The organism is Micromonospora sp. NPDC023869 (genome assembly GCF_055559695.1).
Map to the genome: position 1 here is coordinate 186,500 of NZ_JBVHKD010000008.1, position 23,439 is coordinate 209,938.

Consider the following 23,439-nt stretch of genomic DNA (forward strand, 5'->3'; position numbering starts at 1 on the left):
CCTGGTCAGCGGCGGACCGTCGGCTCCCGGACAGCAGTACGGAATTCCCCGAACGCGGGACGCTGACCCAGATGAGTGGATATACATATCTTCGACATTCATTCGGGGGTTTTGTCCATGCGCATTCTGGTCACCGGCGGGGCCGGTTTCATCGGATCCAATCTGGCCCGCGCCGCGTTGGCGGATCCCGCCGTCAAAGAGGTGACCGTCCTCGACGACCTCTCCGTCGGGCTCCCCGGCAACCTCGACGGACTCGGCGTCGACCTGGTCGAGGGATCCATCCTGGACCCGGTCGCCCTGGACACGGCGATGGCGGGCCGGGACGCGGTGGTGCACCTGGCCGCCCTGCCGAGCGTGCCCCGCTCCCTGCGGGACCCGGTGGCCTCCCACCACGCGAACGCGACCGGCACGCTGATGGTGCTGGAGGCGGCCCGCCGACACCACGTCGGGCACGTCGTCGTCGCGTCGTCGTCCTCGGTGTACGGCACAAACCCCGCGCTGCCCAAGGCGGAGCTGACCTGGACCCGCCCGATGAGTCCCTACGCGGCGAGCAAGCTCTCCGCCGAGGCGTACGCGTTGGCGTACCAGGCGTCGTACGGCCTGTCCACGCTGGCCTTCCGGTTCTTCAACGTGTTCGGACCCGGGCAGCGGCACGACCACGCGTACGCGGCGGTGATCCCGCGCTTCGTGCACGCCGCCCTGCGCGGCGAGCCGGTCGTGGTGCACGGCGACGGCACCCAGTCCCGCGACTTCACCTACGTCGGCACGGTCTGCCAGGTCATCCTGGACGCGGTGCGCCGTCGGGTGCAGCACCCGCATCCGGTCAACCTCGCCTTCGGGGCACGAGCCACCCTGCTGGAGGTCGTCGACGAGCTGGAGGGCCTGCTCGGGCGGCCGATCGCCCGCGAGTACGCCGCACCGCGCGCCGGCGACGTGCCGCACTCCCTGGCCGACGACACCCGCCTGCGGGACCTGTTCCCCGACGTGATCCCGGTCGACCGCCTCGACGGCCTGCGCGCCACCGTCGAGTGGATGTCCGGGCGGCGCGACGTGGCTTCCACCGGGACCCGGTGAACCGGGCGGCGAGCCGGACCGGACCGGGGCGGTCGACCGCCCCGAGCGTCCCGGTCGACCCCACCACCACACCGCCCGCCGTCGAGACACCGGCGGCGGCGGGTGACCGGGACCGACGCGTCACGGTCGGCATCGCCACCGCGATGGCGGCGAAGGGGATCGGCCTGGCCGCGCCGCTCGTCGTCACCCCGGCCTGCTTCGGCTACCTCGGCGACCAGCGGTACGGCCTCTGGATGGCGGTCACCGCGCTGACCGGCATGGCCTGGTTCGCCGACCTGGGGCTGGGCAACGGGCTGCTGACCCGGCTGAGCCACCACGTCCACGACGTCCGGGCGCAGGCGCGGGAGATCTCCAGTGCCTTCGCCACCCTCGGCGCGGTCGCCGTGGTGCTGGTCGTCGCGCTGGTGGTGGTCGTACCCACGGTGGGATGGGCCGGGCTCTTCGGCGTGACCGACGCCCGGGTCGCCGCGGACGCCACCACGATGGTGCTGCTCTGCTTCGGGGCCTTCGCCGTCAACATCCCGTTCTCGCTGATCCAGCGGATCCAGTACGCCCGGGGCCAGGTGGTGCAGAGCAACGTCTGGCAGTCGGCCGGTGCGCTGGTGGCGATGGGCGCGGTGCTCGGCGCCATCGCCGCCGGATGGAGTCCGCTGGTGGTGATCGGCTGCGCGGTGCTGGCCGTCCCGCTGACCAACCTGCTCAACACGGTGACCTACTTCTGGTTCCAGGAGCCCGCGCTGCGGCCCGGTCCGGCCCTGGTGGACCGGGCCACCGCCGTCGGCCTGCTCCGGCTCGGCCTCCAGTTCTTCGCGCTCACCACGATGTCGTCGATCGCGCTCAACATGGACAGCCCGCTCGTCGCGTACCTGCTCGGGCCGGTGGTGGCGGCCCACTACGCGGTGGTCGGGAAGCTCTTCGGCGTACTGTCGATCTTCGTCGGGCTGGTCGGCATGACGATCTGGCCGGTCAACGGCACCGCCCTGGCCCGGGGCGAGGTCGCCTGGGTACGCCGCAACACCCGGCGCATGGTGCTCCTCTACGGCGTCGTCGTCGGTGTGGTCGGCGGTGCGTTGGTCGGCGTCGGCCCCCGGCTGGTCGAGCTGTGGGTGAGCGACATCGACCGCGCCTCGGTGTCGGTCGCGCTCCTGGCCGGGCTGGCCGCCTGGTCCTTCCTGGTCGCCGTCACCTCCCCGCTGATCATGGTGCAGAACAGCGTCGGCCTGCTCCGGCCGCAGTTCGTCGGCTGGGCGACGTTCCTGGTGCTGGCGGCCGGGCTCAAGGTCTGGGGACTGCGGCAGTTCGGGCTCGTCGGCCTGCCGGTCGCGGCCTGCCTCGCGTACGTGCTGACCATGTGGCCGGCGGTGTTCGTGGGCTACCGGCGGGCGCTGCGCGGCGATCGGACCCGACCGACCGAACGAGCGAAGGAGCGCGCAGATGTCCTGGGATGATCCGGCGACGCCGGGCACCGACCGGCCCGACCGTCCGTGCCGGGTGCTGCGGATCGTCGGCGAACTCAACTTCGGCGGCACGGAGATGCGCACCGCCGAACTGCTGCCCCGGCTGGCCGCCGCCGGCGTCGAGGTGCACCTGGTGACGCTCAGCGACCGGATCGGCCCCGGCCCGCTGGCCGAGACGGTCACCCGGTACGGCGGCACGGTCACCCCGGTCGCGCTGGACGCGCACTTCGTCCCGCTCCTGGTCGGGTTGCTGCGGCGGTGGCGTCCGGACGTGGTGCACGTCGACTGCGCCAACTTCTCCGGCGTACCGCTGGCACTGGCCCGGCTCTGCGGCGTACCCGTCCGGGTGGCGCACTTCCGGGGCGACGACAACGTCCGCCGCAGCCTGCGGCGGCGCGTCTACCGGCGGCTCTGCGGTCGCCTGCTGCGGCACAGCGCCACCGACATCCTCGGCGTCTCGCCCAGCTCGCTCACCTTCGGCTACGACCCGCGGTGGCAGCACGACCGGCGCTGCCGGGTGGTGCTCAACGGCCTCGACCTCGACCGGCTGCGGGCACCCGGCCGCGACGACCTGCGGACGCTGGTCGGTGCCGAACCGGGCGCCCTCGTCTGCGTCAGCGTCGGGCGGGCCTCGCCGGAGAAGCGGCGCTGGCTGCTGCCGCCGATCCTGGCCGAACTGCGGTCGCTTGGCGTGCCGGCGCACGCCGTCCTGGTCGGTCCCGGCGACGACGCGGACGACGACGCACGGGTCCGCGCCGCGGCGCACGCCGCCGGCCTCGCCGACCGGGTGCACCTGCTCGGTGCCCGTGACGACGTGGGTCACCTGCTGCGTCAGGCCGACGTGGTGGTGCACCCCTCCTGCCTGGAAGGGCTGCCCGGGGGAGTGCTGGAACCCGTCGCGCTGGGCGTCGGCACCGTCGCGGCCGACCTGCCCGGGGTGCGGTTCATCGAGGCGCACCTGCCCGGCGTGACGGTCGTCGACACGGACGCGCCGCCGAGAGTCTGGGCCGAGGCGGTGCGGACCGCCGCCGCGTACACCGCGACGACGACACCGCAGACGGCCGCCGCGCGCTTCACCGACAGCGTCTTCGCCATCGACGCCGCCCTCGCCGCCCACCTCGCCATCTATCGACCACAGGAACACCCGACAGCACAGCGGAGCCGGCAGACCGCCGGCTCGGAACGGTGACCGAGATGAACGACAGGATCCTGGTACGCGGCCCGGAGCAACGCCGCCCGGCGGCCACCCGGGTACGCCCGGTCCGGCCACTGCTCGTCGGCGCGTACGCCTTCCCGTACGGCGACGCCACCTCCAACCGGCTGCGGCAGCTCGCCCGCAGCGCCGCGCCGGAGGGGGAGCGGACCCTGGTGGTGAACGACTGGCCCTGCGAGGTCCCCTTCCCCGGCCCCTTCGGCGACGTCGCCGGCATCGACCTGATCACGCTGCGCGTCCGGGGCGGCAACCGGCTCACCCGGATGGCGGCCCGCCTCGCCCGACCGGTACGCGTGCTGCGTGCCCTGCGTCGCGAGGGCGTGGACCGCGACGACGTCGGCGTGGTGCTGCTGCCGATGGCGATGATGACGCTCGGCAACTGGGCGGTGCTGCGGCTCGTGCTGCGCGCACCGGTGGTGGTGGACGCCAGCGAACGCCACGACCGGCACCAGTTCGCGCACGGCTGGCTCACCCCGTACTTCGTGCGGCACCGCTGGTCCACCTTCCTCACCACCCGGCTGGTGCGCCGGGCCACGGCGGTGACCGGTGCGCTCGCCGACCACCTCGGCGCGTACGGCCTCGACGTGCTCGTGGTGCCGCCGCAGGTGGACTGCGCCGAGTTCGCGCTACCCCGGACACCGTCGCTGGCCGACGGGCTACGGCTGCTCTACGCCGGCACCCCGGGGCGCAAGGACATGCTCGACGTGATCGTGCGCGGCATCAGCCGGCTCGCCCCGGCCGACCAGCGGCGGGTCAGCCTGACCATCGCGGGCGTCACCCGCGAGCAGGCCGCCACCGGGTCGGACCTGGACCCGGCGCTGCTGGACGAGGTGGCGGCCGAGGTGACCTTCCTCGGCCGGGTGCCCCGCGACACCGTGCTGACGCTGCTCGGCGGCGCGCACTTCTCGATGCTGGTCCGGCCCACCGGCGGGTACGCCGCGCACGGCTTCCCGTCGAAGGTGCCGGAGAGTCTCGCCGCTGGGTGCCCGGTGCTGCTCAACCACACCAGCGACCTGGCCGCCTACGTGCACGACGGCGTCGAGGGTCTGGTGCTCGACGGCAACGGTCCGGACGACGTGCGTCGCGGGATCGAGCGGGCGCTTCGCCTGCGGGACGAGGAGTGGACGGCGATGAGCCGGGCCGCGCTGTCCCGGGCCCGTGAGTCGTTCGACCACCGTGCCTGGCAGTCCCGGGTCACCGCGTTCCTGACCGCCGAGGGCCGTCGCTGACCGGTCAGCCGGGCAGCCCGGCGGGTGCCCGCCGGCCGGGCCGGGTGCGTACGCCCTCGGTGACCCCGGCCTTCTCGTCCGGGTCGGCGGTGGGCCGGTGCAGCAGGGCGGCGACGGCGAGCCAGAACACGTACGGGTACGGCTGACCGGTGCCGAAGATGGCCGACTCGGTCAACTGCACCATCACCCCGCTGACCACGAGCCAGACCAGTCCCGAGTTGGCCCCGCGCACCGGTGCGCGCAGCGCGCCGCGCCCGGCGGCCAGCAGCAGCGCCACCAGCGGGACGACGGCGGTGAGTCCCAGCTCCAGCAGCAGTTGCAGATAGCTGTTGTGCACCACGCTGACGCCCGCCCCGAAGAACTCGTCGTAACTGGCGAGTTCGAACAGGTGGTTGCGGGACGCGTACCCGAAGCCCAGCGTGGGCCGGTTCTGCCACCACAGGTCGACGGTGGCCTGCCACATCTCGGTCCGGCCGTTGGACAGGTCGGCACCTTCCGGATCGGTGAAGCGCAGCACGACCCGCTGCATCCACGGCGCCGAGAAGATCACCGGTAGCAGGTTGAACAGGTGCGCCACCAGCAGTGTCGCGGCCACCGCCGAGGCGGTCCGGACCACCGGCCCGAACCCGTGCCGCAGTAGGACCCAGGCGGCACCGACCAGCACGGCGACGATGCCGGTACGCGACTGCGACAGCAGCAGACAGACGCCGGCCGGAAGCAGGCCGAGCAGCAGTACGGGCCGACGGAACTGCTGGTAGACCGCCCAGCCCAGCGGGATGGCCAGGGCGCACACGATGCCGAGCATGTTCGGGTTGTTGAAGATGCCCTGGAACCGCTGACTGCTGGTCAGCCCGGCGGTCAGCACGCCGCCGGTGCCCCCGTATCCGAGGCTGACCAGGGCGGACACGCTGAGGACCAGGTACACCGTGCGCAGGTCGGCAAGCATCACCCCGCGCTCGGACCACCGCCGGCGCACCAGCACGTGCACCAGGGCGGCCAACAGCACCAGGGCCACCCCACGCTGGAAGGTCTCCATCGGGACCACCGACCAGACGGTACTGAGCGTGGCGATCCCGGCGACCGACCAGAGCGCGACGACGAGGACGCCGGTCCACGGGGCGAGCCGGACCGGGGCCCGGACCGGCCGGCACAGCCCCCACACCACCAGGCCGGCGACCGCGGCGTAGCGCGGATAGAAGCTCAGCTCGACCAGGGCGGGCAGGTCCGACGAGGCACAGACCAGCAGTGCCGTGGTCAGCCCCAGCAACCACCGCCAGCCGTCCACCCGGCGGACCAGGGCGACCAGCAGGAGCAGCAGGGTCAGCCCGATCGCGGCCAGCGGGGCGTCGACCGCGACGAGGGTCGTGACCACGACCAGCGCCGCCGCCCCCGCGACGACGCCCCACTGGGCCAGACGGTTCAACACGTGGTGTCCTTCGGTTCGCGGCCGGCCCGCACACCACGCGGCCGGCGGGTCGTCCTGGTCCGCCGTCAGACCCGGATGCCGGGCCGGTCCGTCGACGCCTCGGCCCAGCGGGCACGGGCCACGTGCATGGCCCGGACCATCTCCGGCCAGTCCGGCGGCCGGTAGCCGGTGGCCCGGGCGAGCGCGTCGGCCCGCATCGAGCGGTCGCAGACGAACCCGTCGTCCGGCACCAGCTCGCCCGGCCACCCGTACACCTCCGCGACCAGCCGCAGCAGGTCGTGTTTGGTGATCGGTTCGGCCGCGACGTGGTAGAGCCCGGTCAGGTCCTCGCGCGGCAGCACCACGGTGCGCAGCAGCCGGGCGAACTCGACGGTCGTCACGCCGGTGTAGACGGCCCGGGTGAAACCGCGTACCTGGCCCCGCTGGGCGAGGAACCAGTCCACCAGGGAGCGGTGCGTGGCCAACTCGTGCCCGACGATCGAGGTGCGCAGGGTGAGCGCGGACGGCCCGGCAGCCTCACCGAGGAGTTTGGAGCGCCCGTACAGGTCGGGTGGATCGGGCAGGTCGTCCTCGGCGTAGCCACCCCGTCGACCGGAGAAGACGCAGTCGGTGCTGACGTGCACCAACCGGGCGTCGAGGTCGGCGCAGGCGTCGGCGAGCAGGTGCGGCAGGAGCGCGTTGAGCGTGACGGTCGGCACCGCCTCCTGCACGTCCGGCCGCTGCTTGATGACGCCCACACAGTTGATCACCACGTCCGGCCGCAGCAGGTCGAGGAAGCGGCGGACCTCGTCGAACCGGGTGGCGTCGACGCCCGTGGTGATCCGGTCGCGCAGGTGCGTCGGGAACCACCCCGCCTCGTCGTCGACGCGTCGGGCCAGGCCGTGCACGTCCAGGTCGGGATCCTCGCTCAGCTCGCGCAGGACGGCGTGGCCGAGCATGCCGGTGACCCCGACGACGAGGACCCGCCGGGCGGCCGGGCGCGACGCGACGTCGGCCTGGTCGCGCCGCCGGGGCACCCGTTCCGTCACGCCGCCGCCCACGCCCGGGGCAACAGCGCGCCGCTCGGTCACGCGGGCACGGCGGCGGCCGCCGCGGCCTCGAGCTGCGCCCGTACCTCGGGCAGGGTCCGCAACAGCGACTCGATCTCCGGTACGGAGAGCCGGCGGGCGTTGTGCGAGTGGAAGTCGGCCAGCGTGCCCCGCTCGACGTTGCCCTCCTCGAAGTAGAGGGCGTAGTTCAGGTCTCGGCTGTCCACCGGCACCCGGAGGAATTCCCCCAGGTCCTCGGCGTGCGCGAGTTCCTCCCGGCTGGCCAGGGTCTCGTACAGCTTCTCGCCGTGCCGGATGCCGAGCACGTCGAACTTGGCGGGCACCCCGAACAGGTTGCACAGGGCGGTGGCCAGGTCGCCGATGGTGCAGGCGTCGGCCTTGCGGATGAACACGTCGCCCGGCTGCCCGTGGCGGAAGGCGTGCTCGACCAGGTCGACCGACTCCGCCAGCGACATCAGGAAGCGGGTCATCGAGGGTTCGGTCACGGTCGGCAGCGCGCCCCGGCGGATCTGCTCGATGAACAGCGGGATGACCGAGCCGCGCGAATACATGACGTTGCCGTAGCGCACGCAGCAGACCCGGGTCCGGGCCTGCGGGTTGTTCCGGGCGTGCGCCTGGGCCACCTTCTCCATCAGGGCCTTGGTCATCCCCATCGCGTTCACCGGGTAGACCGCCTTGTCGGTGCTGAGCAGCACCAGCGTCTCGACGCCGCCCCGCTCGCAGGCCTCGACCACGTTCGCGCTGCCGAGCACGTTCGTGCGCAGCGCCTCCAACGGGAAGAACTCGCAGGACGGGACCTGCTTGAGGGCGGCGGCGTGGAAGACGAACTCCATGCCCCGGGCGGCCTTGAACACGCTGTCGTAGTCGCGGACGTCACCCACGTAGTAGCGAACCCGGTCGTCCCGCAGGCGGTGACGCATCGCGTCCTGCTTGGACTCGTCGCGGCTGAGGACCCGTACCTCGGTGGCGCCGGCGTCGAGCAGCCGGGAGACCATCGTCTGGCCGAATGACCCGGTGCCACCGGTAATCAGAAATCGCCGATCCGTTAGCGAGGAAATCACATCTGGCCCTGCCTGTTCCCTGTCGAGTGTTCCGCGGTGAGTCGGGACAGCATCCACCGGCGAACATACCGATTCACGAACTGGTCCGGGCCGGCTTTCCCGAATTTGAAAAGGAGTCTCGTTCGGATTTCCGAAGTGGATGGATAAAGGCGAGGGCCATTCATTCCACCGTACGGTCCGAAGGGCGCGCCACGAAATGTGAAAGCGCGATCCGGTGCGGTGGAAAATGATATGCGTATCGCATGTCAAAAGTTGCTCTCCATGCGACGCACACGCGTGCCGGGTCTGCCGGCGAGGCGAGGGGTCCGCGCGGGATCGCCGAGGATCCGGACATCCCGCGACCGTACGATCGGTGGAAGCGGCTGCTCGACGTCGTGGGCGCCCTTCTCGTCCTGGTCCTGGGCGCACCGCTGATGGCCCTGGTGGCCCTGGTGGTGCTGATCGCCCACGGTCGGCCGGTGCTGTTCCGGCACAAGCGGCCCGGCCTGCGCGGCGAGCTGTTCGAGATGGTCAAGTTCCGGACCATGCGGCATCCCGACCCGGACCGGGGACTGGTGACCGACGCGCAACGCCTGACCCGGGTCGGCCGTTGGCTGCGGGCCAGCAGCCTGGACGAGCTGCCGGAGTTCTGGAACGTGCTGCGGGGCGAGATGAGCGTCGTCGGTCCCCGCCCGCACCTGGTGCAGTACCTCGACCTCTACAGCCCGGAACAGGCCCGCCGCCACGACGTACGCCCCGGCATCACCGGGCTGGCGCAGGTCCGGGGCCGCAACGCGCTGGAGTGGCAGGCCAAGTTCGCCCACGACGTCGAGTACGTCGACCGGCGCTCCCTCCTGCTGGACCTGAAGATCGTGCTGGCCACCGTCTGGGTGGTGGTCAGTCGCCAGGGCATCTCCGCGCCCGGTGCGGCCACCTGGCACGAGTTCACCGGCAATCCACCGTCGGTCGCCGAGGCGGACCCCGCGTACCGCCGATGAGCCGGGTCCTGCTGCTCGGTGCCGGCGGGTTCCTGGGACGGCACGTCCGGTCCCTGCTCGCCGCGCACACCGACGTCCGGGCACCCGACCGGGTGGCCTGCGACCTGGTCCGGATCGAGCTGCCGGCGTTGATCGCACTGCTGGCCCGGGAACGGCCCGACGTGGTGGTGGCCGCCGCCGGCCGGATCGTCGGCTCCGGCTACGACTTCGTCCGCGCGCACGTGCTGGTCACCGCCAAGCTCGTCGAGGCGATGGCCGAGGCCGTGCCGGCGGCCCGACTGGTCCGGATCGGCTCGGCCGCCGAGTACGGACCCGTGCCGTACGGCCTCGCGGTGGCCGAGGAGCACCCGTGCGCGCCGGTCAGCGAGTACGGGCTCAGTCACCTGACCGCGACCCGACTGGCGGAACTGGCCGGCGCGGCGGGCCGGCTCGACACGGTGGTGCTGCGGGTCTTCAACCCGGTCGGGCCGGGCATGCCACCGGGCAACGTGCTCGGTCGGGTCACCGCGCTGATCAGATCGGCCCGGGCCGCCGGGGACGACGGGATCGCGCTGGGACTGCACGCCACGTACCGCGACTTCGTCGACGTGCGGGACGTGGCGTCGGCGGTCCTCGCGGCGACGCGCAGCGCGCCCACGACCGACCGCGTCGTCAACGTCGGCAGCGGCCGGGCGGTGGCCGTCCGCGACGTGGTCCGGCTGCTGGCCGAGGTGGCCGGGTTCACCGGTGACATCCGGGACGGCGGCTTCACCGCCGACGCCGGGCGCTCCGCCACCGTGCCGTGGATGTGCGCGGACACCACCCGTGCCGGGCGGGTGCTCGGCTGGGCGCCCGCGTACGACCTGCGCGAGTCGCTGACCGCGCTGTGGCGTACCGACGGCGCCGTGTCGCCGGTACGCCCGTTGGCCACACTGGAGACGGGATGAGGCGGATGCGCATCGGCCTGCTCACGCAATGGTTCGACCCGGAGCCCGGCCCGGCCGCCCTGCCCGGGATGCTCGCCACCGCCCTCGCCGGCCGGGGCCACGAGGTGCAGGTGCTCACCGGCTTCCCCAACTACCCGACCGGGCGGCTGGCCCCCGGTTACCGGATGGCCCGCCGCCGGGACGAGACCCTCGGCGCGACCAGGATCCGGCGGGTCGCGCTCTATCCCAGCCACGACCGGTCCGCGCTGCGCCGGGTGGCCAACTACGGCTCCTTCGCGGTCTCCGCGCTGACCTCCGGCACGCCGGTGCTGCGCGGGCTGGACGCGCTCTGGGTGGGCAACTCGCCGATCAGCGTCGCGCTGCCGATGTGGTTCGCCCGGTACGCGCACCGGGTGCCGGTGCTGCTGCACGTCCTCGATCTCTGGCCGGACAGCGTGGTGGCCAGCGGCTTCCTCGGCACCGGGCGGCTGTCCCGGACCGTCGAGCGCGGCATGGCCGGCTGGTGCGGCGCGATGTACCGCAGCGCCGCCCGCGTCGCCTGCGTCTCGCCCGGCGCGGTCGACCTGCTCGCCGGGCGGGGCGTGCCCCGGGAGAAGCTGCTGCACATCCCGATGTGGGCGGACGAGACCCCCCGGCCCCGCGCCGGTGACCTGCGCGCGGAGCTGGGCCTGCGACCCGACCAGGTGGTCCTGGTGTACGCCGGTGCGCTCGGCGAGGCACAGGGGCTCGACTCGCTCGTCGACGCCTGTGCCCGGGTGACCGATCCCCGGCTGGTCTGCCTGATCGCGGGTTCCGGCACCACCGAGGAACGGCTGCGCCACCGGGCCGACGATCTTGGCGCGGCCAACGTGCGCTTCCTCGGGCAACTGCCCCGGGAACGGATGCCCGCGTTGATGGCCACCGGCGACGCGCACTACGTCAGCCTGCGGCCCGGTGGCATGTCGGCGTACACCATGCCGAGCAAGGTGCAGGCCACGCTGGCCGCCGGACGGGCCCTGCTGGTGGCCGCCGAGGGGGACGCCGCCGACGTGGCCCGCGACAGCGGGGCCGGGATCACCGCCCGGCCCGGCGACCCCGACTCGATCGCCGCCGCGCTGCGCGAACTCTGCGACCTGGGCCGGGAGAAGCTCGACCTGCTCGGGCAGGCCGGTCGGCAGCACTACCAGCGGGTCTTCTCGGTGGCTGCCGGTGCGCAACGGGTGGAGCAGGCGCTCTCCGAGGTGGTCGACGTCCACCGACGCTGACGTCTGCTGTCGTCAGGGCCAGTCGTCACCGGCGGCGAGGCGTCGGTCCAGCAGCTCCGCCAGGGGCAGCGACTCGCCGTCCCGGCCGCCCCGGCCGACCACCAGCGGCGGCGGGACCGGCGGGCAGACCGCGCCGAACAGCAGCGCACGCAGACTGTTCGGCACGGTCAGCAGATAGAAGTTCCCCCGGGTGTCCACCGCCCGCGAGCGGCCCCGGTCGACGTACCAGCCGGTCAGCCCGGTGCGGTAGCGGTGCCGCCCGTCGTACGACGTCACCCGCAGCCGCTCCGGGCGCAGACCGCGCGCGGTCGCGTCGGCGGCGAAGCGGTGCACCAGCTCCGCCGCCGCGGCCTGCTCCACGGCCCGGGCGCGGGACTCGGCCTCGGCGTGCGCGTGCACCGCCCGCCGCCGCTGCTCCCGCCAGTCCTCCTCGCCCGCCATGGCGCTCACCGTACGCCGCCCACCGGGGGAGGGCTCAGGCCAGTCCGGCCCGACGCAACGCCTCGGCCATCGCGTCGTTCGCCGGCCCGGCCGGACCCCGGCCCTGCCGCTGCTGCGGCCCGCCACGCTGCCCGCCCCGGTCACCGCGACCGCCGCCGCGTCCGCCCTGCCCGGCACCGCTCTGCCCGCCGCCGTCCCGGCCGCGTCCGCCCTGACCGCCCCGGTTCTCCCGACCAGCCGGGTTCTCCGGACGGCCCGGGTTCTCCCGACCGCCGCGCTCCCGCGCGCCGCCCCGACCGGCCTCCGCGTCGTCGTCCAGCCGCAGCGTCAGCGAGATGCGCTTGCGCGGTACGTCCACGTCCAGCACCTTGACCTTCACCACGTCGCCGGACTTCACCACCTCGCGCGGGTCCTTGACGAAGGTGCGCGACATCGCCGACACGTGCACCAGACCGTCCTGGTGCACCCCGACGTCGACGAAGGCGCCGAAGGCGGCCACGTTGGTGACCACGCCCTCCAGCACCATCCCCGGCGTCAGGTCGCCGATCTTCTCGACGCCCTCGACGAAGGTGGCGGTCGTGAACTCCGGACGCGGGTCCCGCCCCGGCTTCTCCAACTCGGCGAGGATGTCGGTCACCGTCGGCAGACCGAACGTGTCGTCGACGAAGTCGGTGGCCCGCAGCCCGCGCAGGATGGTCGACCGGCCGATCAGCGCCCGCAGGTCCTGCCCGGTGCTGGCCAGGATCCGGCGCACCACCGGGTACGCCTCGGGGTGCACGCTGGAGGAGTCCAGCGGGTCGTCGCCGTCGGGGATGCGCAGGAAGCCGGCGCACTGCTCGAACGCCTTCGGCCCGAGCCGGGGCACCTTGCGCAGGTCGGAGCGGCTGCGGAACGGCCCGTTGGCGTCCCGGTGCAGCACGATGTTCTCGGCCAGCCCGGCACCGATCCCGGAGACCCGGGTCAGCAGCGGCGCGGACGCGGTGTTCACGTCCACCCCGACGCCGTTGACGCAGTCCTCCACCACGGTGTCCAGCGACCGGGAGAGCTTCACCTCCGACAGGTCGTGCTGGTACTGCCCGACACCGATGGACCTCGGGTCGATCTTCACCAGCTCGGCGAGCGGGTCCTGCAACCGGCGGGCGATGGAGACCGCGCCGCGCAGCGACACGTCCATCCCGGGCAGCTCCTGCGCCGCGTACGCGGAGGCGGAGTAGACCGAGGCGCCCGCCTCGGAGACCATCACCTTGGTCAACCCGAGCTGCGGGAAACGCTTGATCAGATCACCGGCGAGCTTGTCGGTCTCCCGGCTGGCCGTACCGTTGCCGATCGCCACCAGCTCCACCCGGTGCGCCCCGGCGAGCCGGGCCAGCGTCTCGATCGAGGCGTCCCACTGCCGGCGCGGCTCGTGCGGATAGATCGTGTCGGTGGCGACCACCTTGCCGGTGGCGTCCACCACGGCCACCTTCACCCCGGTCCGCAGACCCGGGTCCAGACCCATCGTGGGCCGGGCCCCGGCCGGCGCGGCCAGCAGCAGGTCGCGCAGGTTGGTGGCGAAGACCCGGACGGCCTCCTCCTCGGCCGCCTGCCACAACCGCATCCGCAGGTCGGCACCGAGGTGGATGAGGATTCGGGTCCGCCACGCCCAGCGCACCGTGTCGGCCAGCCACCGGTCCGCCGGCCGCCCCTGGTCGGTGACCCCGAACCGGCCGGCGATCGCCGCCTCGTACCGGGTCGGTCCGGTGACCGTGTCGGCGTCGCCGTCGGTCTCCGGGTCCATGGTCAGGTCGAGCACACCCTCCTTCTCGCCCCGGAACATCGCCAGGATGCGGTGCGAGGGCAGCTTCGGGTACGGCTCGGCGAAGTCGAAGTAGTCGGCGAACTTCGCCCCGGCCGACTCCTGCCCCTCGCGTACCCGGGCCACCAGCCGGCCCCGCGACCACATCTGCTCGCGCAGCGTGCCGATCAGGTCGGCGTCCTCGGCGAACCGCTCGACCAGGATGGCCCGCGCCCCGTCCAGCGCGGCGGCGGCGTCGGCCACACCCTTGTCCGCGTCGACGTAGCCGGCGGCGGTCTCCCGGGGGTCCCGCGCCGGGTCGCCGAGCAGCGTGTCGGCCAGCGGCTCCAGCCCCGCCTCGCGGGCGATCTGCGCCCGGGTCCGCCGCTTGGGCTTGTACGGCAGATAGATGTCCTCCAGGCGGGACTTCGAGTCGGCCGCCATGATCTGCGCTTCCAGGGCCTCGTCCAGCTTGCCCTGGGAGCGGATCGACTCCAGCACCGCCGCCCGCCGCTCGTCCAGCTCACGCAGGTAGCGCAGCCGCTCCTCGAGCGTACGGAGCTGGGTGTCGTCGAGCAGCCCGGTGGCCTCCTTGCGGTACCGCGCGATGAACGGCACCGTGGCACCGCCGTCGAGCAGCTCCACGGCCGCGTGTACCTGGCGCTCGGCGACGCCGAGTTCCTCGGCGATGCGCTGATGAACAGAGAGGGTCACGATGTCGCTCCGCCTTCGGGTGTGGGTTCCGTGGTGCATTCTGCCGGGCTACCGTGGCGATCATGGAACCACCTGTGGAGCCGCGCGCCCGACGCCTGTTCGGCGGCAGCGCCCGGACCCTCGGCGACCTCGCGACCAGCCCGTTCCGCGCGGACCGGGACCGCATCGTCGGCTCGCCGTTCTTCACCCGCCTGGGCGGCGTCACCCAGGTGGTCAGTCCCGGCGGGTCCGGGCTGCTGGTGCACAACCGGCTCACGCACAGCCTCAAGGTCGCACAGGTGGCCCGCGCGATCGCCGAACGGCTCACCGCCGACGGGTGGCAACGTGACCTGGTGGAGAAGCTGGGCGGCTGCGACCCGGACGTGGTGGAGGCCGCCGCGCTCGCCCACGACCTCGGTCACCCGCCCTTCGGGCACCTCGGCGAACGGGTGCTGGACCGGCTGGCCCGGCATCGGCTCGGCCTCACCGACGGCTTCGAGGGCAACGCCCAGTCGTACCGGATCGTCACCTCCACCGAGATCCGCGGCGCGGCCACCACCGGTCTGGACCTGACCGCGGCGGTCCGGGCGGCGATGCTGAAGTACCCGTGGACCCGGCTCGATCATCCCGACCCGCACCCGCGCCTGATGGACCCGCCGCCGCGCGGCGCCACCCCGCCGCCGGACGACCCGGACAGCGGCTCGGCGAAGTTCGGGGCGTACCGCACCGAGCTGGAGGACCTGCGGCAGGCGCGGGCGCCGTTCGCCGGGCGGATCGCCGACTGGCAGCAGACCGTCGAGGCATCGGTGATGGACACCGCCGACGACGTCGCGTACGCCATCCACGACGTGGAGGACTTCTATCGCGTCGGGGTGCTCCAGCAGGGCGCGGTCGCCGCCGAGCTGATGGCCTGGCAGCGGGAGATCGGCAGCCTGCGGGCCATCACCGACGCGGCGTTGCAGACCTCGGCCCGCCGGCCCGGCGCGGCGATCGAGCGGCTGCGCCGCCAACTGCACCGCAAGGACGCCTGGATCGCCGACGACGACGCCTTCGCGGCGGCCGTCGAACACGTCCGGGAGGAGCTGGTCGAGGGCCTGCTGGCGGTACCCTTCGACGGCTCGATCGAGGCCGAACAGTACGTCGCCCGGTTCTCCGCCCGGTGGACCACCCGCTTCGTGGACGCGATCACGGTCGTCGAGCAGCCCGGCATGCGCTCCGGGCACGTGCTGCTGGCCCCGGCACAGTGGCACGAGGTGCAGGTGCTCAAGTTCGTCCACCACCGCTTCGTGCTGGCCCGTCCCGACCTGGCCCTGCACCAGCGGGGTCAGGCCCGACTGCTCGGCACCCTGGTCGAGGCGCTGCTGGAGTGGCTGCTCGACCCGGAGGAGGAGTCCCGCCTGCCCCGGCGGCTGCACGACCTGGTCGAGTTGGCCGAGGCGGAGCTGCACCCGCGTACCCCCGACCGGCTCGGCAAGGCGCGGGGCCGCGCCATCGTGGACTTCGTCGCCCAGCTCACCGACGGGCAGGCGGTGGCGATGCTGGACGCCCTCTCCGGCCGCTCCGGCGCCCTGTGGACCGACGCCTTCGTCCTCTGACCGTGATGATGTAAGGAGGGGTCCCTTCCTAACGCCTCCGGCATAGGAAGGGACCCCTATTAACATCGAAGAACTCAGGCGACCGCCTGCCACCAACCGTCCACCGGCGGCGGGTCGTCCACCACGACGCGCTCGCCGGGCCGGGGCACGGCCAGCCGGACGTCGCGGGCCTTCGCCTCGGCCCAGAGCCGGTCCACCGGCTCGGACCAGTCGTGCATGGCGAGGTTGAACGTCGCCCAGTGCACCGGCACGAACAGCCCGCCGCGCAGGTCCAGGTGGGCGGCGACGCCCTCCTCCGGGAACATGTGGATTCCCGGCCAGGCCCGGTCGTACGCGCCGATCTGCACCAGCGTCGCGTCGAACGGCCCGTACTCCGCCCCGATCTCGGCGTACCCGTCGAAGTAGCCGGAGTCCCCGGTGTAGTAGACCCTCCGCTGCCGACCGGCGACCACCCACGAACTCCAGAGTGTGCCGTTGCGTCGCAGCCCTCGACCGGAGAAGTGCTGGGCGGCGGTGCAGGTGATCTCCAGGTCGGCCACCCGGTGCGTCTGCGACCAGTCGAGCTCGATCACCCGGTGTGCCGGCACCCCCCACCGGTCGAGGTGCGCGCCGACGCCGAGCGGCACCAGGAACGGCGCCGACTGCCGGGCGGTCAGCTCCCGCACGGTGGCCATGTCGAGGTGGTCGTAGTGGTCGTGGGAGATCAGGATGGCGTCGAGCTGCGGCAGTTCGTCGAGGCGTACCGGCGGCTCGTGCAGGCGACGCGGGCCGACCGCGTCGGACGGCGAGCACCTGTCGCTCCAGACCGGGTCGACCAGCACCCGGCGACCCTCGATCTCGATCAGCGTGGAGGCGTGGCCGTACCAGACGAGGTTCAGCTCGCGGGCCCGGTCGACGTCGGGCGCGGGTGCCGGACGGACCAGCGGCACGGCAGCGGTCGGTCGGCGCTGCTGCTTACCGAAGATCATCTCCCGGAACAGGTTGCTGTCCGGGTTGGGTGCCGTCCGGGTGCTCGCCCGGTTGTGGAACGTCCCGTCCCGGAACTGCGGCGACCGCTCCGCCCGCTCGGCCCGGGCCCCGGTCAGCCGGCCACCCAACGAGGCCGGTACGCCCCGGGCCGCCCACGCCAGTCCGGCCAGTCCTGCCAGCGCGGCCACGCCGGCCACCGATCCCACGATCCGTCGGCCGGTGACTCGTCCCGTCGGCTCCTTCGGCGTCCGCATGGTCGCCCCCCTCTGCTGATCCCCGCAGTCCACGGTAGCCCTCGCCGCCCGGTTCAGCCGTGGATGCCGGGGCCGTGCGGGCGATGCTCGCGGGCGGCCAGCCGGTCGGTCAGGTCGAGCAGCCGCCGGCCCAGCCGGGCCCGGGCCTGCACAGCGGGGTGGGTGGCCCCGAAGTCGTCCGCCTGCGGATGGCCGGCGGCGAAGAAGACGTACGTCAGCCGGGGCGAGCCGCTCGTGTCGAAGATCACCCCGGCCTCGTGCCGGGCGTCGCGGAACCAGCCGGCCTTGGTGGCGATCCGGGCCCGCTCGGCCGACGACATGCTGCGCCGTATCCCGTCGGTGAACGCCACCGGCGAGCGCAGCAACCGCAGCACGAACTCCGTCGAGGCGGGGGAGAGCAGGGTGCCGCCGACGAGCGCCCGGAGCAGGTCGTGCGTCTCGCGGGCCGTACTGGTCCCGAGGTGGTAACGGGGCGAGTCGGCCACCGGCTGCACCTGCGTGCGCGGGAAGCCCTTCGCCACCAGGATCCGGTTGACCTCGGCGCCCGGGCAGACCAGCGCGCACAGCCGCACCGCGACGTCGTCGGAGACGGTCAGCAGGTTCGCCAACGCGTGTCCCAGCGTCACCCGGCTGGGGTACGCGCCGTCCAGCCCGAAGATGCCGTCGCCGGCCCGCGCGGCGATCGCGGCGGTCACCTCGACCTGCTGGTCGAGGGCGAGCCGGCCCCGGTCGATCGTGTCCAGCACCGCCGTCGCCACCGCGATCTTGTTGACGCTGTACGCCTCGACCGGCCGCTGCGCCGAATCGTCCACCGCGACCAGCGGGCCGTCCGGTCCGGCGAGACTCACGTACGCCTGCCAGTCGCCGCCGGCCCGGGCACGCTCCCGCCGGTACGCCGCCCGGACCCGTGCCGCGATCCGGCCCAGGTCGCGCTGCGGTGCATCCGGTTCGCGAATGGTCCACTCCCGTCGGCCCGGGGTCCGTCCCGGACACCCTAGGCCGGGTCCGTCACGGACGCCCGGACCGACGGGACACCGGCGCGTGGCGACCGCTCACGGAGTGAGGACCGCCTTGACGCAGCCGTCCTCCTTGCGCTGGAACATCTGGTACGCCTGCGGGCCCTGGTCCAGCGGCAGCCGGTGGGTGCGCAGGTCCGAGACACCGAGCGGGTCCTCGTCGGTGAGCAGCGGGACGATCTCGTCGATCCACCGGCGTACGTGACACTGGCCCATCCGCAACTGGATGCCCCGGTCGAACATCTCCATCAGCGGCAGCGGGTCAACCTCGCCGCCGTACACGCCGGAGATGGAGACCGTGCCGCCGCGTCGGACGGCCTTCATCGCGGCCTTGAGCACCACCAACCGGTCCACCCCGACCTTGTCGATCATCGGATCGGCCAGCTTGTCCGGGAGGATCCCGGCGGCGGCCTGGGCGAACTTGCCCAGCGGAGCGCCGTGTGCCTCCATGCCCACCGCGTCGATCACCGCGTCCGGGCCGCGCCCGTCCACCATCTCGATCAGGGCGCCGGGTACGTCGTCGAGCTGGGACACGTCGAGCACCTCCACCCCGTGCCGGCGGGCCATCTCCAGCCGCTCCGGCACCAGGTCCAGCCCGATCACCCGCTCGGCACCGAGCTGCCGGCCGACCCGGGCGCAGAACTGCCCCACCGGGCCGAGACCGAAGACGGCCAGCGTGCCCCCGGGCGGCGTGTCCGCGTACCGGACGGCCTGCCAGGCGGTGGGCAGGATGTCGGACAGATAGAGCCAGCGCTCGTCCGGGCCGTGGTCCGGCACCGTGATCGGACCGAAGTCGGCGTGCGGCACCCGCAGGTACTCCGCCTGCCCACCGGGCACCGAGCCGTACAGGGAGGTGTAGCCGAACAGCGCGGCACCCTTGCCCTCGGCGGTCACCTGGGTGGTCTCACACTGGGCGTACAACTGGCGCTGGCACATCCAGCACGACCCGCAGGCGATGTTGAACGGCACCACCACCCGGTCGCCGGGCTTGAGCCGGGTCACCCCCGACCCGACCTCCTCGACGATGCCCATCGGCTCGTGCCCCAACACGTCACCCTGCTTCAGGTACGGCCCCAGCACCTCGTACAGGTGTAGGTCCGAGCCGCAGATGGCGGTGGAGGTGATCCGTACGATCGCGTCGGTCGGTGCCTCGATCCTCGGGTCGGGCACGGTCTCCACCCGTACGTCCCGCTTGCCCTGCCACGTCAACGCCCGCATGTCCGTACCCCCTGAATCGTCGCCTGACTGGCTGCTACCCCACCCGGCCCGCTTCAACCGACCCGCCCCCCCCCGCGCTCCCGCCCCCCCCCGCTCGGTGGGCACCGGGTCCACACCCCTCGCGGCGCATCATGATCCGCGCAACTTCATGGAAACTGCTGCCTCAGACGCCCACGGAGACAGCAACATCACTGAAGTTGCGCGGATCTTGCCCCGTGCAGGCGTCCGCGCACCGCCCAGACGCCGACGCCCACGCTGATCAAGGGAGCTGCGGCTGCCGTGGTGCGGTGGGGCGGGCTGGGGCGGAGGCGGGGACGGGCTGGGTATGCGAACGGCCGCCGTGCCTGGTGGCAGGGCGGCCGTTCGACGTGGCCGAATGCGGGGTCGGGCCCCACAGTCCAGGTCCCGGGGGTCAGGTGCCGGGGGTGTCGCTCCGCTTGGTGGTGGCGGCCAGGTAGTCGCGGTTCAGGCGGCCGATGGTGGTCAGCGGGATGCCCTTCGGGCAGACCACGGTGCACTCGCCCGCGTTGGTGCAGCCGCCGAAGCCGGCCTCGTCGTGCGCGTCCACCATGCCGATGACCCGGGTGTACCGCTCGGGCTGGCCCTGGGGGAGCAGCGAGAGCTGGGTGACCTTGGCGGCGGTGAAGAGCATGCCGGAGCCGTTCGGGCAGGCGGCCACGCAGGCGCCGCAGCCGATGCAGGCGGCCGACTCGAAGGCGGCGTCGGCGTCGGCCTTGGCCACCGGGACCGAGTGGGCCTCCGGCGCGCTGCCGGTGGGGGCGGTGATGTACCCGCCGGCAGCGATGATCTCGTCGAACGAGTTGCGGTTGACCACCAGGTCCTTGATGACCGGGAAGGCCCGGGCCCGCCACGGCTCGATGTCGATGGTCTCGCCGTCGGAGAACTGGCGCATGTGCAGCTGGCAGGCGGTGGTGCCGCGCTGCGGCCCGTGCGCGTCACCGTTGATCATCAGGCCGCACATGCCGCAGATGCCCTCGCGGCAGTCGTGGTCGAAGGCGACCGGCTCCTCGCCGGAGAGGATGAGCCGTTCGTTGAGGACGTCGAGCATCTCCAGGAAGGACATGTCCGGTGAGACGTCCTCGACCTGGTAGGTCACCATCCGCCCCTTGTCCTGGGGGCTGGACTGACGCCAGATGCGCAGGGTCAGGTTCACTTGTAGCTCCGCTGCGTGGGGTGGACGTATTCGAAGTTCAGGTCTTCCTTGTGCAGCACCGACGGCTGCCCGGTGGCGGTGAACTCCCACGCGGCGACGTACGCGAAGTGCTCGTCGTCGCGTTGGGCCTCACCGTCGGGAGTCTGGTGCTCGGCGCGGAAGTGGCCGCCGCAGGACTCCTCCCGGTGCAGGGCGTCGATGCACATCAGCTCGGCCAGCTCGAAGAAGTCGGCGACCCGGCCGGCCTTCTCCAACGACTGGTTCAGCCCCTCGCCGTCGCCGGGCACCCGTACCCGCTGCCAGAACTGGTCCCGCAGCGCGCGGATCTCGTCGATCGCCTTGCGCAGCCCGGCCTCGGAGCGCTCCATGCCGCAGTGCTCCCACATGATCTGGCCCAGCTCGCGGTGGAACGAGTCCACCGTACGGTCGCCGTTGATCGCGAGCAGCCGCTGGATCCGGTCCTCGACGTCGCGACGCGCCTCGACGGCCGCCGGGTGGCTGCCGTCGACCTGCTCGAACGGGCCGGCGGCCAGGTAGTTGGCGACCGTGTTCGGCAGCACGAAGTAGCCGTCGGCCAGCCCCTGCATCAGCGCCGAGGCGCCGAGCCGGTTCGCGCCGTGGTCGGAGAAGTTCGCCTCGCCGATCACGAACAGGCCGGGGATGGTGGACTGGAGGTCGTAGTCGACCCAGAGGCCGCCCATCGTGTAGTGCACGGCGGGGTAGATGCGCATCGGGACCTCGTACGGGTCCTCGCCGGTGATCCGCTCGTACATCTCGAAGAGGTTGCCGTACTTGGCCTCGATGGCCTTGCGGCCCAGACGCGTGATGGCGTCGGAGAAGTCCAGGTAGACGCCGAGCTTGGTCGGGCCCACCCCACGCCCCTCGTCGCAGACGTACTTCGCGGCCCGGGAGGCGATGTCCCGGGGCACCAGGTTGCCGAAGCTGGGGTAGATCCGCTCCAGGTAGTAGTCCCGCTCGTTCTCCGGGATGTCCTTCGGGTTGCGGTCGTCGCCCTTGGTCTTGGGCACCCACACCCGGCCGTCGTTGCGCAGCGACTCGCTCATCAGGGTCAGCTTCGACTGGTGGTCGCCGGAGACCGGGATGCAGGTCGGGTGGATCTGGGTGTAGCAGGGGTTGGCGAAGTACGCGCCCTTGCGGTGCGCCCGCCAGGTGGCGGTGACGTTGCAGCCCTTGGCGTTGGTGGACAGATAGAAGACGTTGCCGTAGCCGCCGGAGGCGAGCACCACCGCGTCGGCGAACTCGGTGCTGATCTCGCCGGTGACCATGTCCCGGACGACGATGCCGCGCGCCTTGCCGTCGATGATGATCAGCTCCAGCATCTCGTGCCGGGCGTTCATCTCCACGTTGCCGAGGCCGATCTGCCGCTCCAACGCCTGGTACGCGCCGAGCAGCAACTGCTGACCCGTCTGGCCCCGGGCGTAGAAGGTGCGCTGCACCTGGGCGCCACCGAAGGAGCGGGTGTCCAGCAGACCGCCGTATTCGCGGGCGAACGGGACGCCCTGGGCGACGCACTGGTCGATGATGTTCACCGACATCTCGGCCAGCCGGTGCACGTTCGACTCGCGGGAGCGGAAGTCACCGCCCTTGACGGTGTCGTAGAAGAGCCGGTGCACCGAGTCGCCGTCGTTGCGGTAGTTCTTGGCGGCGTTGATGCCACCCTGCGCGGCGATCGAGTGGGCCCGGCGCGGGCTGTCCTGGTAGCAGTACGACTTGACCCGGTAGCCCTGCTCGCCCAGCGTGGCGGCGGCGGCACCGCCGGCCAGGCCGGTGCCGACCACGATCACGGTCATCTTGCGCCGGTTGGCCGGGTTGACGAGCTTGGCCTCGAAACGGCGGCGATCCCAGCGGGTCTCGATCGGCCCGTCGGGAGCCCGGGTGTCGGCGATCGGGTCGCCCTCGGTGAACAGATCCATGGTCAGGACACCAATCCGGTGAGTACGGCGAACGGGACCAGGAGGTAGCCGGCGCAGAGCACGACGGCGAAGGTCAACGCCACCAGGCGGGCCCGCTGCTCGCCCCGGGGGGTCTGCTGCCCGAGGCTGCGCAGCGCGCTGAAGATGCCGTGCCGCAGGTGGAAGCCGAGCGCGACGATCGCCAGCGTGTAGAAGAGCGTGACGTACCAGCGCGCGGGCGCGAAGTCAGCCACCACGTTGGCGTACGGCCGGGACGGGTCACCGACCGGGTTCAGCGTGCCGGTGGTCAGGTCCAGGATGTGATAGATCACGAAGAGCAGGATGATCACGCCACCCCAGCGCATGGTGCGGGCGGCGTAGCTGCCCCGGACCTTCTTGCGGTGGGCGTAACGCACCGGGCGGGCGGCGCGGGCGCGCAGCGCGAGGACCGTGGCCGCCCAGATGTGGCCGAGCACCGAGACCAGCAGGCCGATCCGCATGATCCAGAGGAACCAGGCGTGCGGCAGCACCGGTCCGCCGATGTCGCGCAGCCAGTGCGCGTAGTCGTTGAACGACGTGTCGCCCGCGAAGACCTTGAGATTGCCCAGCATGTGCGCGATGAGGAAGAGCACCAGGAAGATGCCCGTCACCGCCATGACCGCCTTCAGTCCGACATTGGATCGGATGGGCGACCGCGTTCTCGTCGTGACTACCACGAGCCCGACGCTAGGAGCAC

19 protein-coding genes are annotated in these 23,439 nt (G+C 72.5%); 8 read left to right on the forward strand and 11 right to left on the reverse strand.

Annotation, left to right across the window (positions count from 1 at the left end; genetic code table 11):
- The first annotated feature begins 117 nt into the window (after positions 1-117).
- The 4 genes from ACZ31C_RS22265 to ACZ31C_RS22280 are packed head-to-tail and all read left to right on the forward strand — an operon-like array spanning position 118 to position 4,973.
- Entirely contained in the window at positions 118-1,074 is a 957-nt protein-coding gene (locus ACZ31C_RS22265; RefSeq protein WP_465796907.1) for an NAD-dependent epimerase/dehydratase family protein, read from the forward strand.
- Positions 1,071-2,522: a lipopolysaccharide biosynthesis protein gene (locus ACZ31C_RS22270; protein WP_465796908.1), complete on the forward strand. Its 1,452-nt coding sequence runs from the start codon at positions 1,071-1,073 to the stop codon at positions 2,520-2,522. Before ACZ31C_RS22265 ends, ACZ31C_RS22270 begins: the two co-directional genes overlap by 4 nt.
- Positions 2,509-3,720 (forward strand): glycosyltransferase, encoded by a 1,212-nt coding sequence (locus ACZ31C_RS22275; RefSeq protein ID WP_465796909.1) that lies wholly within the window; start codon positions 2,509-2,511, stop codon positions 3,718-3,720. The genes ACZ31C_RS22270 and ACZ31C_RS22275 overlap by 14 nt, the downstream gene beginning before the upstream one ends.
- Before the next feature lie 5 nt (positions 3,721-3,725).
- The gene (locus ACZ31C_RS22280) at positions 3,726-4,973 is read left to right on the forward strand and encodes a glycosyltransferase (protein ID WP_465796910.1); all 1,248 of its coding nucleotides are present in this window, start codon (positions 3,726-3,728) and stop codon (positions 4,971-4,973) included.
- Between the two features lie 4 nt (positions 4,974-4,977).
- Here ACZ31C_RS22280 and ACZ31C_RS22285 read toward each other — a convergent pair whose 3' ends face one another.
- From ACZ31C_RS22285 to ACZ31C_RS22295, 3 genes are all read right to left on the reverse strand, one after another.
- Complete coding sequence (locus tag ACZ31C_RS22285; RefSeq protein WP_465796911.1) at positions 4,978-6,399, reverse strand: O-antigen ligase family protein; 1,422 nt, start codon at positions 6,397-6,399, stop codon at positions 4,978-4,980.
- 65 nt (positions 6,400-6,464) lie between these two features.
- On the reverse strand, positions 6,465-7,469 hold the full coding sequence (locus ACZ31C_RS22290; protein WP_465796912.1) for a dTDP-4-dehydrorhamnose reductase family protein: 1,005 nt from the start codon (positions 7,467-7,469) through the stop codon (positions 6,465-6,467).
- Positions 7,466-8,509, reverse strand: a complete 1,044-nt coding sequence (locus tag ACZ31C_RS22295; RefSeq protein WP_465796913.1) for a polysaccharide biosynthesis protein — start codon at positions 8,507-8,509, stop codon at positions 7,466-7,468. The genes ACZ31C_RS22290 and ACZ31C_RS22295 overlap by 4 nt, the downstream gene beginning before the upstream one ends.
- A 362-nt stretch (positions 8,510-8,871) precedes the next feature.
- Here ACZ31C_RS22295 and ACZ31C_RS22300 point away from each other — a divergent pair, with 362 nt between their 5' ends.
- Genes ACZ31C_RS22300 through ACZ31C_RS22310 form a run of 3 tightly spaced genes read left to right on the forward strand, consistent with a single transcriptional unit; the run spans position 8,872 to position 11,656 of the window.
- The gene (locus tag ACZ31C_RS22300) at positions 8,872-9,486 is read left to right on the forward strand and encodes a sugar transferase (RefSeq protein ID WP_465797014.1); all 615 of its coding nucleotides are present in this window, start codon (positions 8,872-8,874) and stop codon (positions 9,484-9,486) included.
- Positions 9,483-10,412 carry an NAD-dependent epimerase/dehydratase family protein gene (locus tag ACZ31C_RS22305; protein WP_465796914.1) on the forward strand — a complete coding sequence of 310 codons (930 nt, stop codon included), beginning with the start codon at positions 9,483-9,485 and terminating at the stop codon, positions 10,410-10,412. Before ACZ31C_RS22300 ends, ACZ31C_RS22305 begins: the two co-directional genes overlap by 4 nt.
- Positions 10,409-11,656 carry a glycosyltransferase family 4 protein gene (locus ACZ31C_RS22310; RefSeq protein WP_465796915.1) on the forward strand — a complete coding sequence of 416 codons (1,248 nt, stop codon included), beginning with the start codon at positions 10,409-10,411 and terminating at the stop codon, positions 11,654-11,656. The genes ACZ31C_RS22305 and ACZ31C_RS22310 overlap by 4 nt, the downstream gene beginning before the upstream one ends.
- A gap of 12 nt (positions 11,657-11,668) precedes the next feature.
- Here the strand turns inward: ACZ31C_RS22310 and ACZ31C_RS22315 are convergent, their stop codons facing one another.
- On the reverse strand, positions 11,669-12,097 hold the full coding sequence (locus ACZ31C_RS22315) for a hypothetical protein (protein WP_465796916.1): 429 nt from the start codon (positions 12,095-12,097) through the stop codon (positions 11,669-11,671).
- Positions 12,098-12,131: 34 nt separating this feature from the next.
- Positions 12,132-14,585 carry a Tex family protein gene (locus ACZ31C_RS22320; protein WP_465796917.1) on the reverse strand — a complete coding sequence of 818 codons (2,454 nt, stop codon included), beginning with the start codon at positions 14,583-14,585 and terminating at the stop codon, positions 12,132-12,134.
- 62 nt (positions 14,586-14,647) lie between these two features.
- On the opposite strand from ACZ31C_RS22320, the gene ACZ31C_RS22325 reads away from it, so the two are divergent.
- On the forward strand, positions 14,648-16,159 hold the full coding sequence (locus ACZ31C_RS22325) for a deoxyguanosinetriphosphate triphosphohydrolase family protein (protein ID WP_465796918.1): 1,512 nt from the start codon (positions 14,648-14,650) through the stop codon (positions 16,157-16,159).
- A 74-nt stretch (positions 16,160-16,233) separates the two neighbouring features.
- Here ACZ31C_RS22325 and ACZ31C_RS22330 read toward each other — a convergent pair whose 3' ends face one another.
- From ACZ31C_RS22330 to ACZ31C_RS22355, 6 genes are all read right to left on the reverse strand, one after another.
- Entirely contained in the window at positions 16,234-17,382 is a 1,149-nt protein-coding gene (locus ACZ31C_RS22330; protein ID WP_465796919.1) for an MBL fold metallo-hydrolase, read from the reverse strand.
- A gap of 53 nt (positions 17,383-17,435) precedes the next feature.
- The gene (locus ACZ31C_RS22335) at positions 17,436-18,230 is read right to left on the reverse strand and encodes a serine hydrolase (RefSeq protein WP_465796920.1); all 795 of its coding nucleotides are present in this window, start codon (positions 18,228-18,230) and stop codon (positions 17,436-17,438) included.
- 204 nt (positions 18,231-18,434) lie between these two features.
- Positions 18,435-19,616 (reverse strand): zinc-dependent alcohol dehydrogenase, encoded by a 1,182-nt coding sequence (locus tag ACZ31C_RS22340; protein WP_465796921.1) that lies wholly within the window; start codon positions 19,614-19,616, stop codon positions 18,435-18,437.
- A 412-nt stretch (positions 19,617-20,028) separates the two neighbouring features.
- Complete coding sequence (locus ACZ31C_RS22345) at positions 20,029-20,790, reverse strand: succinate dehydrogenase/fumarate reductase iron-sulfur subunit (protein ID WP_465796922.1); 762 nt, start codon at positions 20,788-20,790, stop codon at positions 20,029-20,031.
- Positions 20,787-22,724 carry a fumarate reductase/succinate dehydrogenase flavoprotein subunit gene (locus ACZ31C_RS22350; RefSeq protein ID WP_465796923.1) on the reverse strand — a complete coding sequence of 646 codons (1,938 nt, stop codon included), beginning with the start codon at positions 22,722-22,724 and terminating at the stop codon, positions 20,787-20,789. The genes ACZ31C_RS22345 and ACZ31C_RS22350 overlap by 4 nt, the downstream gene beginning before the upstream one ends.
- A gap of 2 nt (positions 22,725-22,726) precedes the next feature.
- Complete coding sequence (locus tag ACZ31C_RS22355) at positions 22,727-23,419, reverse strand: succinate dehydrogenase cytochrome b subunit (protein ID WP_396746486.1); 693 nt, start codon at positions 23,417-23,419, stop codon at positions 22,727-22,729.
- Positions 23,420-23,439 lie beyond the last annotated feature (20 nt).

Excerpts from the sequence above, each read along its gene's own strand:
- ACZ31C_RS22265 (WP_465796907.1), top strand. The coding sequence starts at position 118 with ATGCGCATTCTGGTCACCGGCGGGGCCGGTTTCATCGGATCCAATCTG.
- ACZ31C_RS22275 (WP_465796909.1), top strand. The coding sequence starts at position 2,509 with ATGTCCTGGGATGATCCGGCGACGCCGGGCACCGACCGGCCCGACCGT.
- ACZ31C_RS22280 (WP_465796910.1), top strand. The coding sequence starts at position 3,726 with ATGAACGACAGGATCCTGGTACGCGGCCCGGAGCAACGCCGCCCGGCG.
- ACZ31C_RS22305 (WP_465796914.1), top strand. The coding sequence starts at position 9,483 with ATGAGCCGGGTCCTGCTGCTCGGTGCCGGCGGGTTCCTGGGACGGCAC.
- ACZ31C_RS22310 (WP_465796915.1), top strand. The coding sequence starts at position 10,409 with ATGAGGCGGATGCGCATCGGCCTGCTCACGCAATGGTTCGACCCGGAG.
- ACZ31C_RS22315 (WP_465796916.1), bottom strand. The coding sequence starts at position 12,097 with ATGGCGGGCGAGGAGGACTGGCGGGAGCAGCGGCGGCGGGCGGTGCAC.
- ACZ31C_RS22325 (WP_465796918.1), top strand. The coding sequence starts at position 14,648 with ATGGAACCACCTGTGGAGCCGCGCGCCCGACGCCTGTTCGGCGGCAGC.
- ACZ31C_RS22330 (WP_465796919.1), bottom strand. The coding sequence starts at position 17,382 with ATGCGGACGCCGAAGGAGCCGACGGGACGAGTCACCGGCCGACGGATC.
- ACZ31C_RS22340 (WP_465796921.1), bottom strand. The coding sequence starts at position 19,616 with ATGCGGGCGTTGACGTGGCAGGGCAAGCGGGACGTACGGGTGGAGACC.
- ACZ31C_RS22350 (WP_465796923.1), bottom strand. The coding sequence starts at position 22,724 with ATGGATCTGTTCACCGAGGGCGACCCGATCGCCGACACCCGGGCTCCC.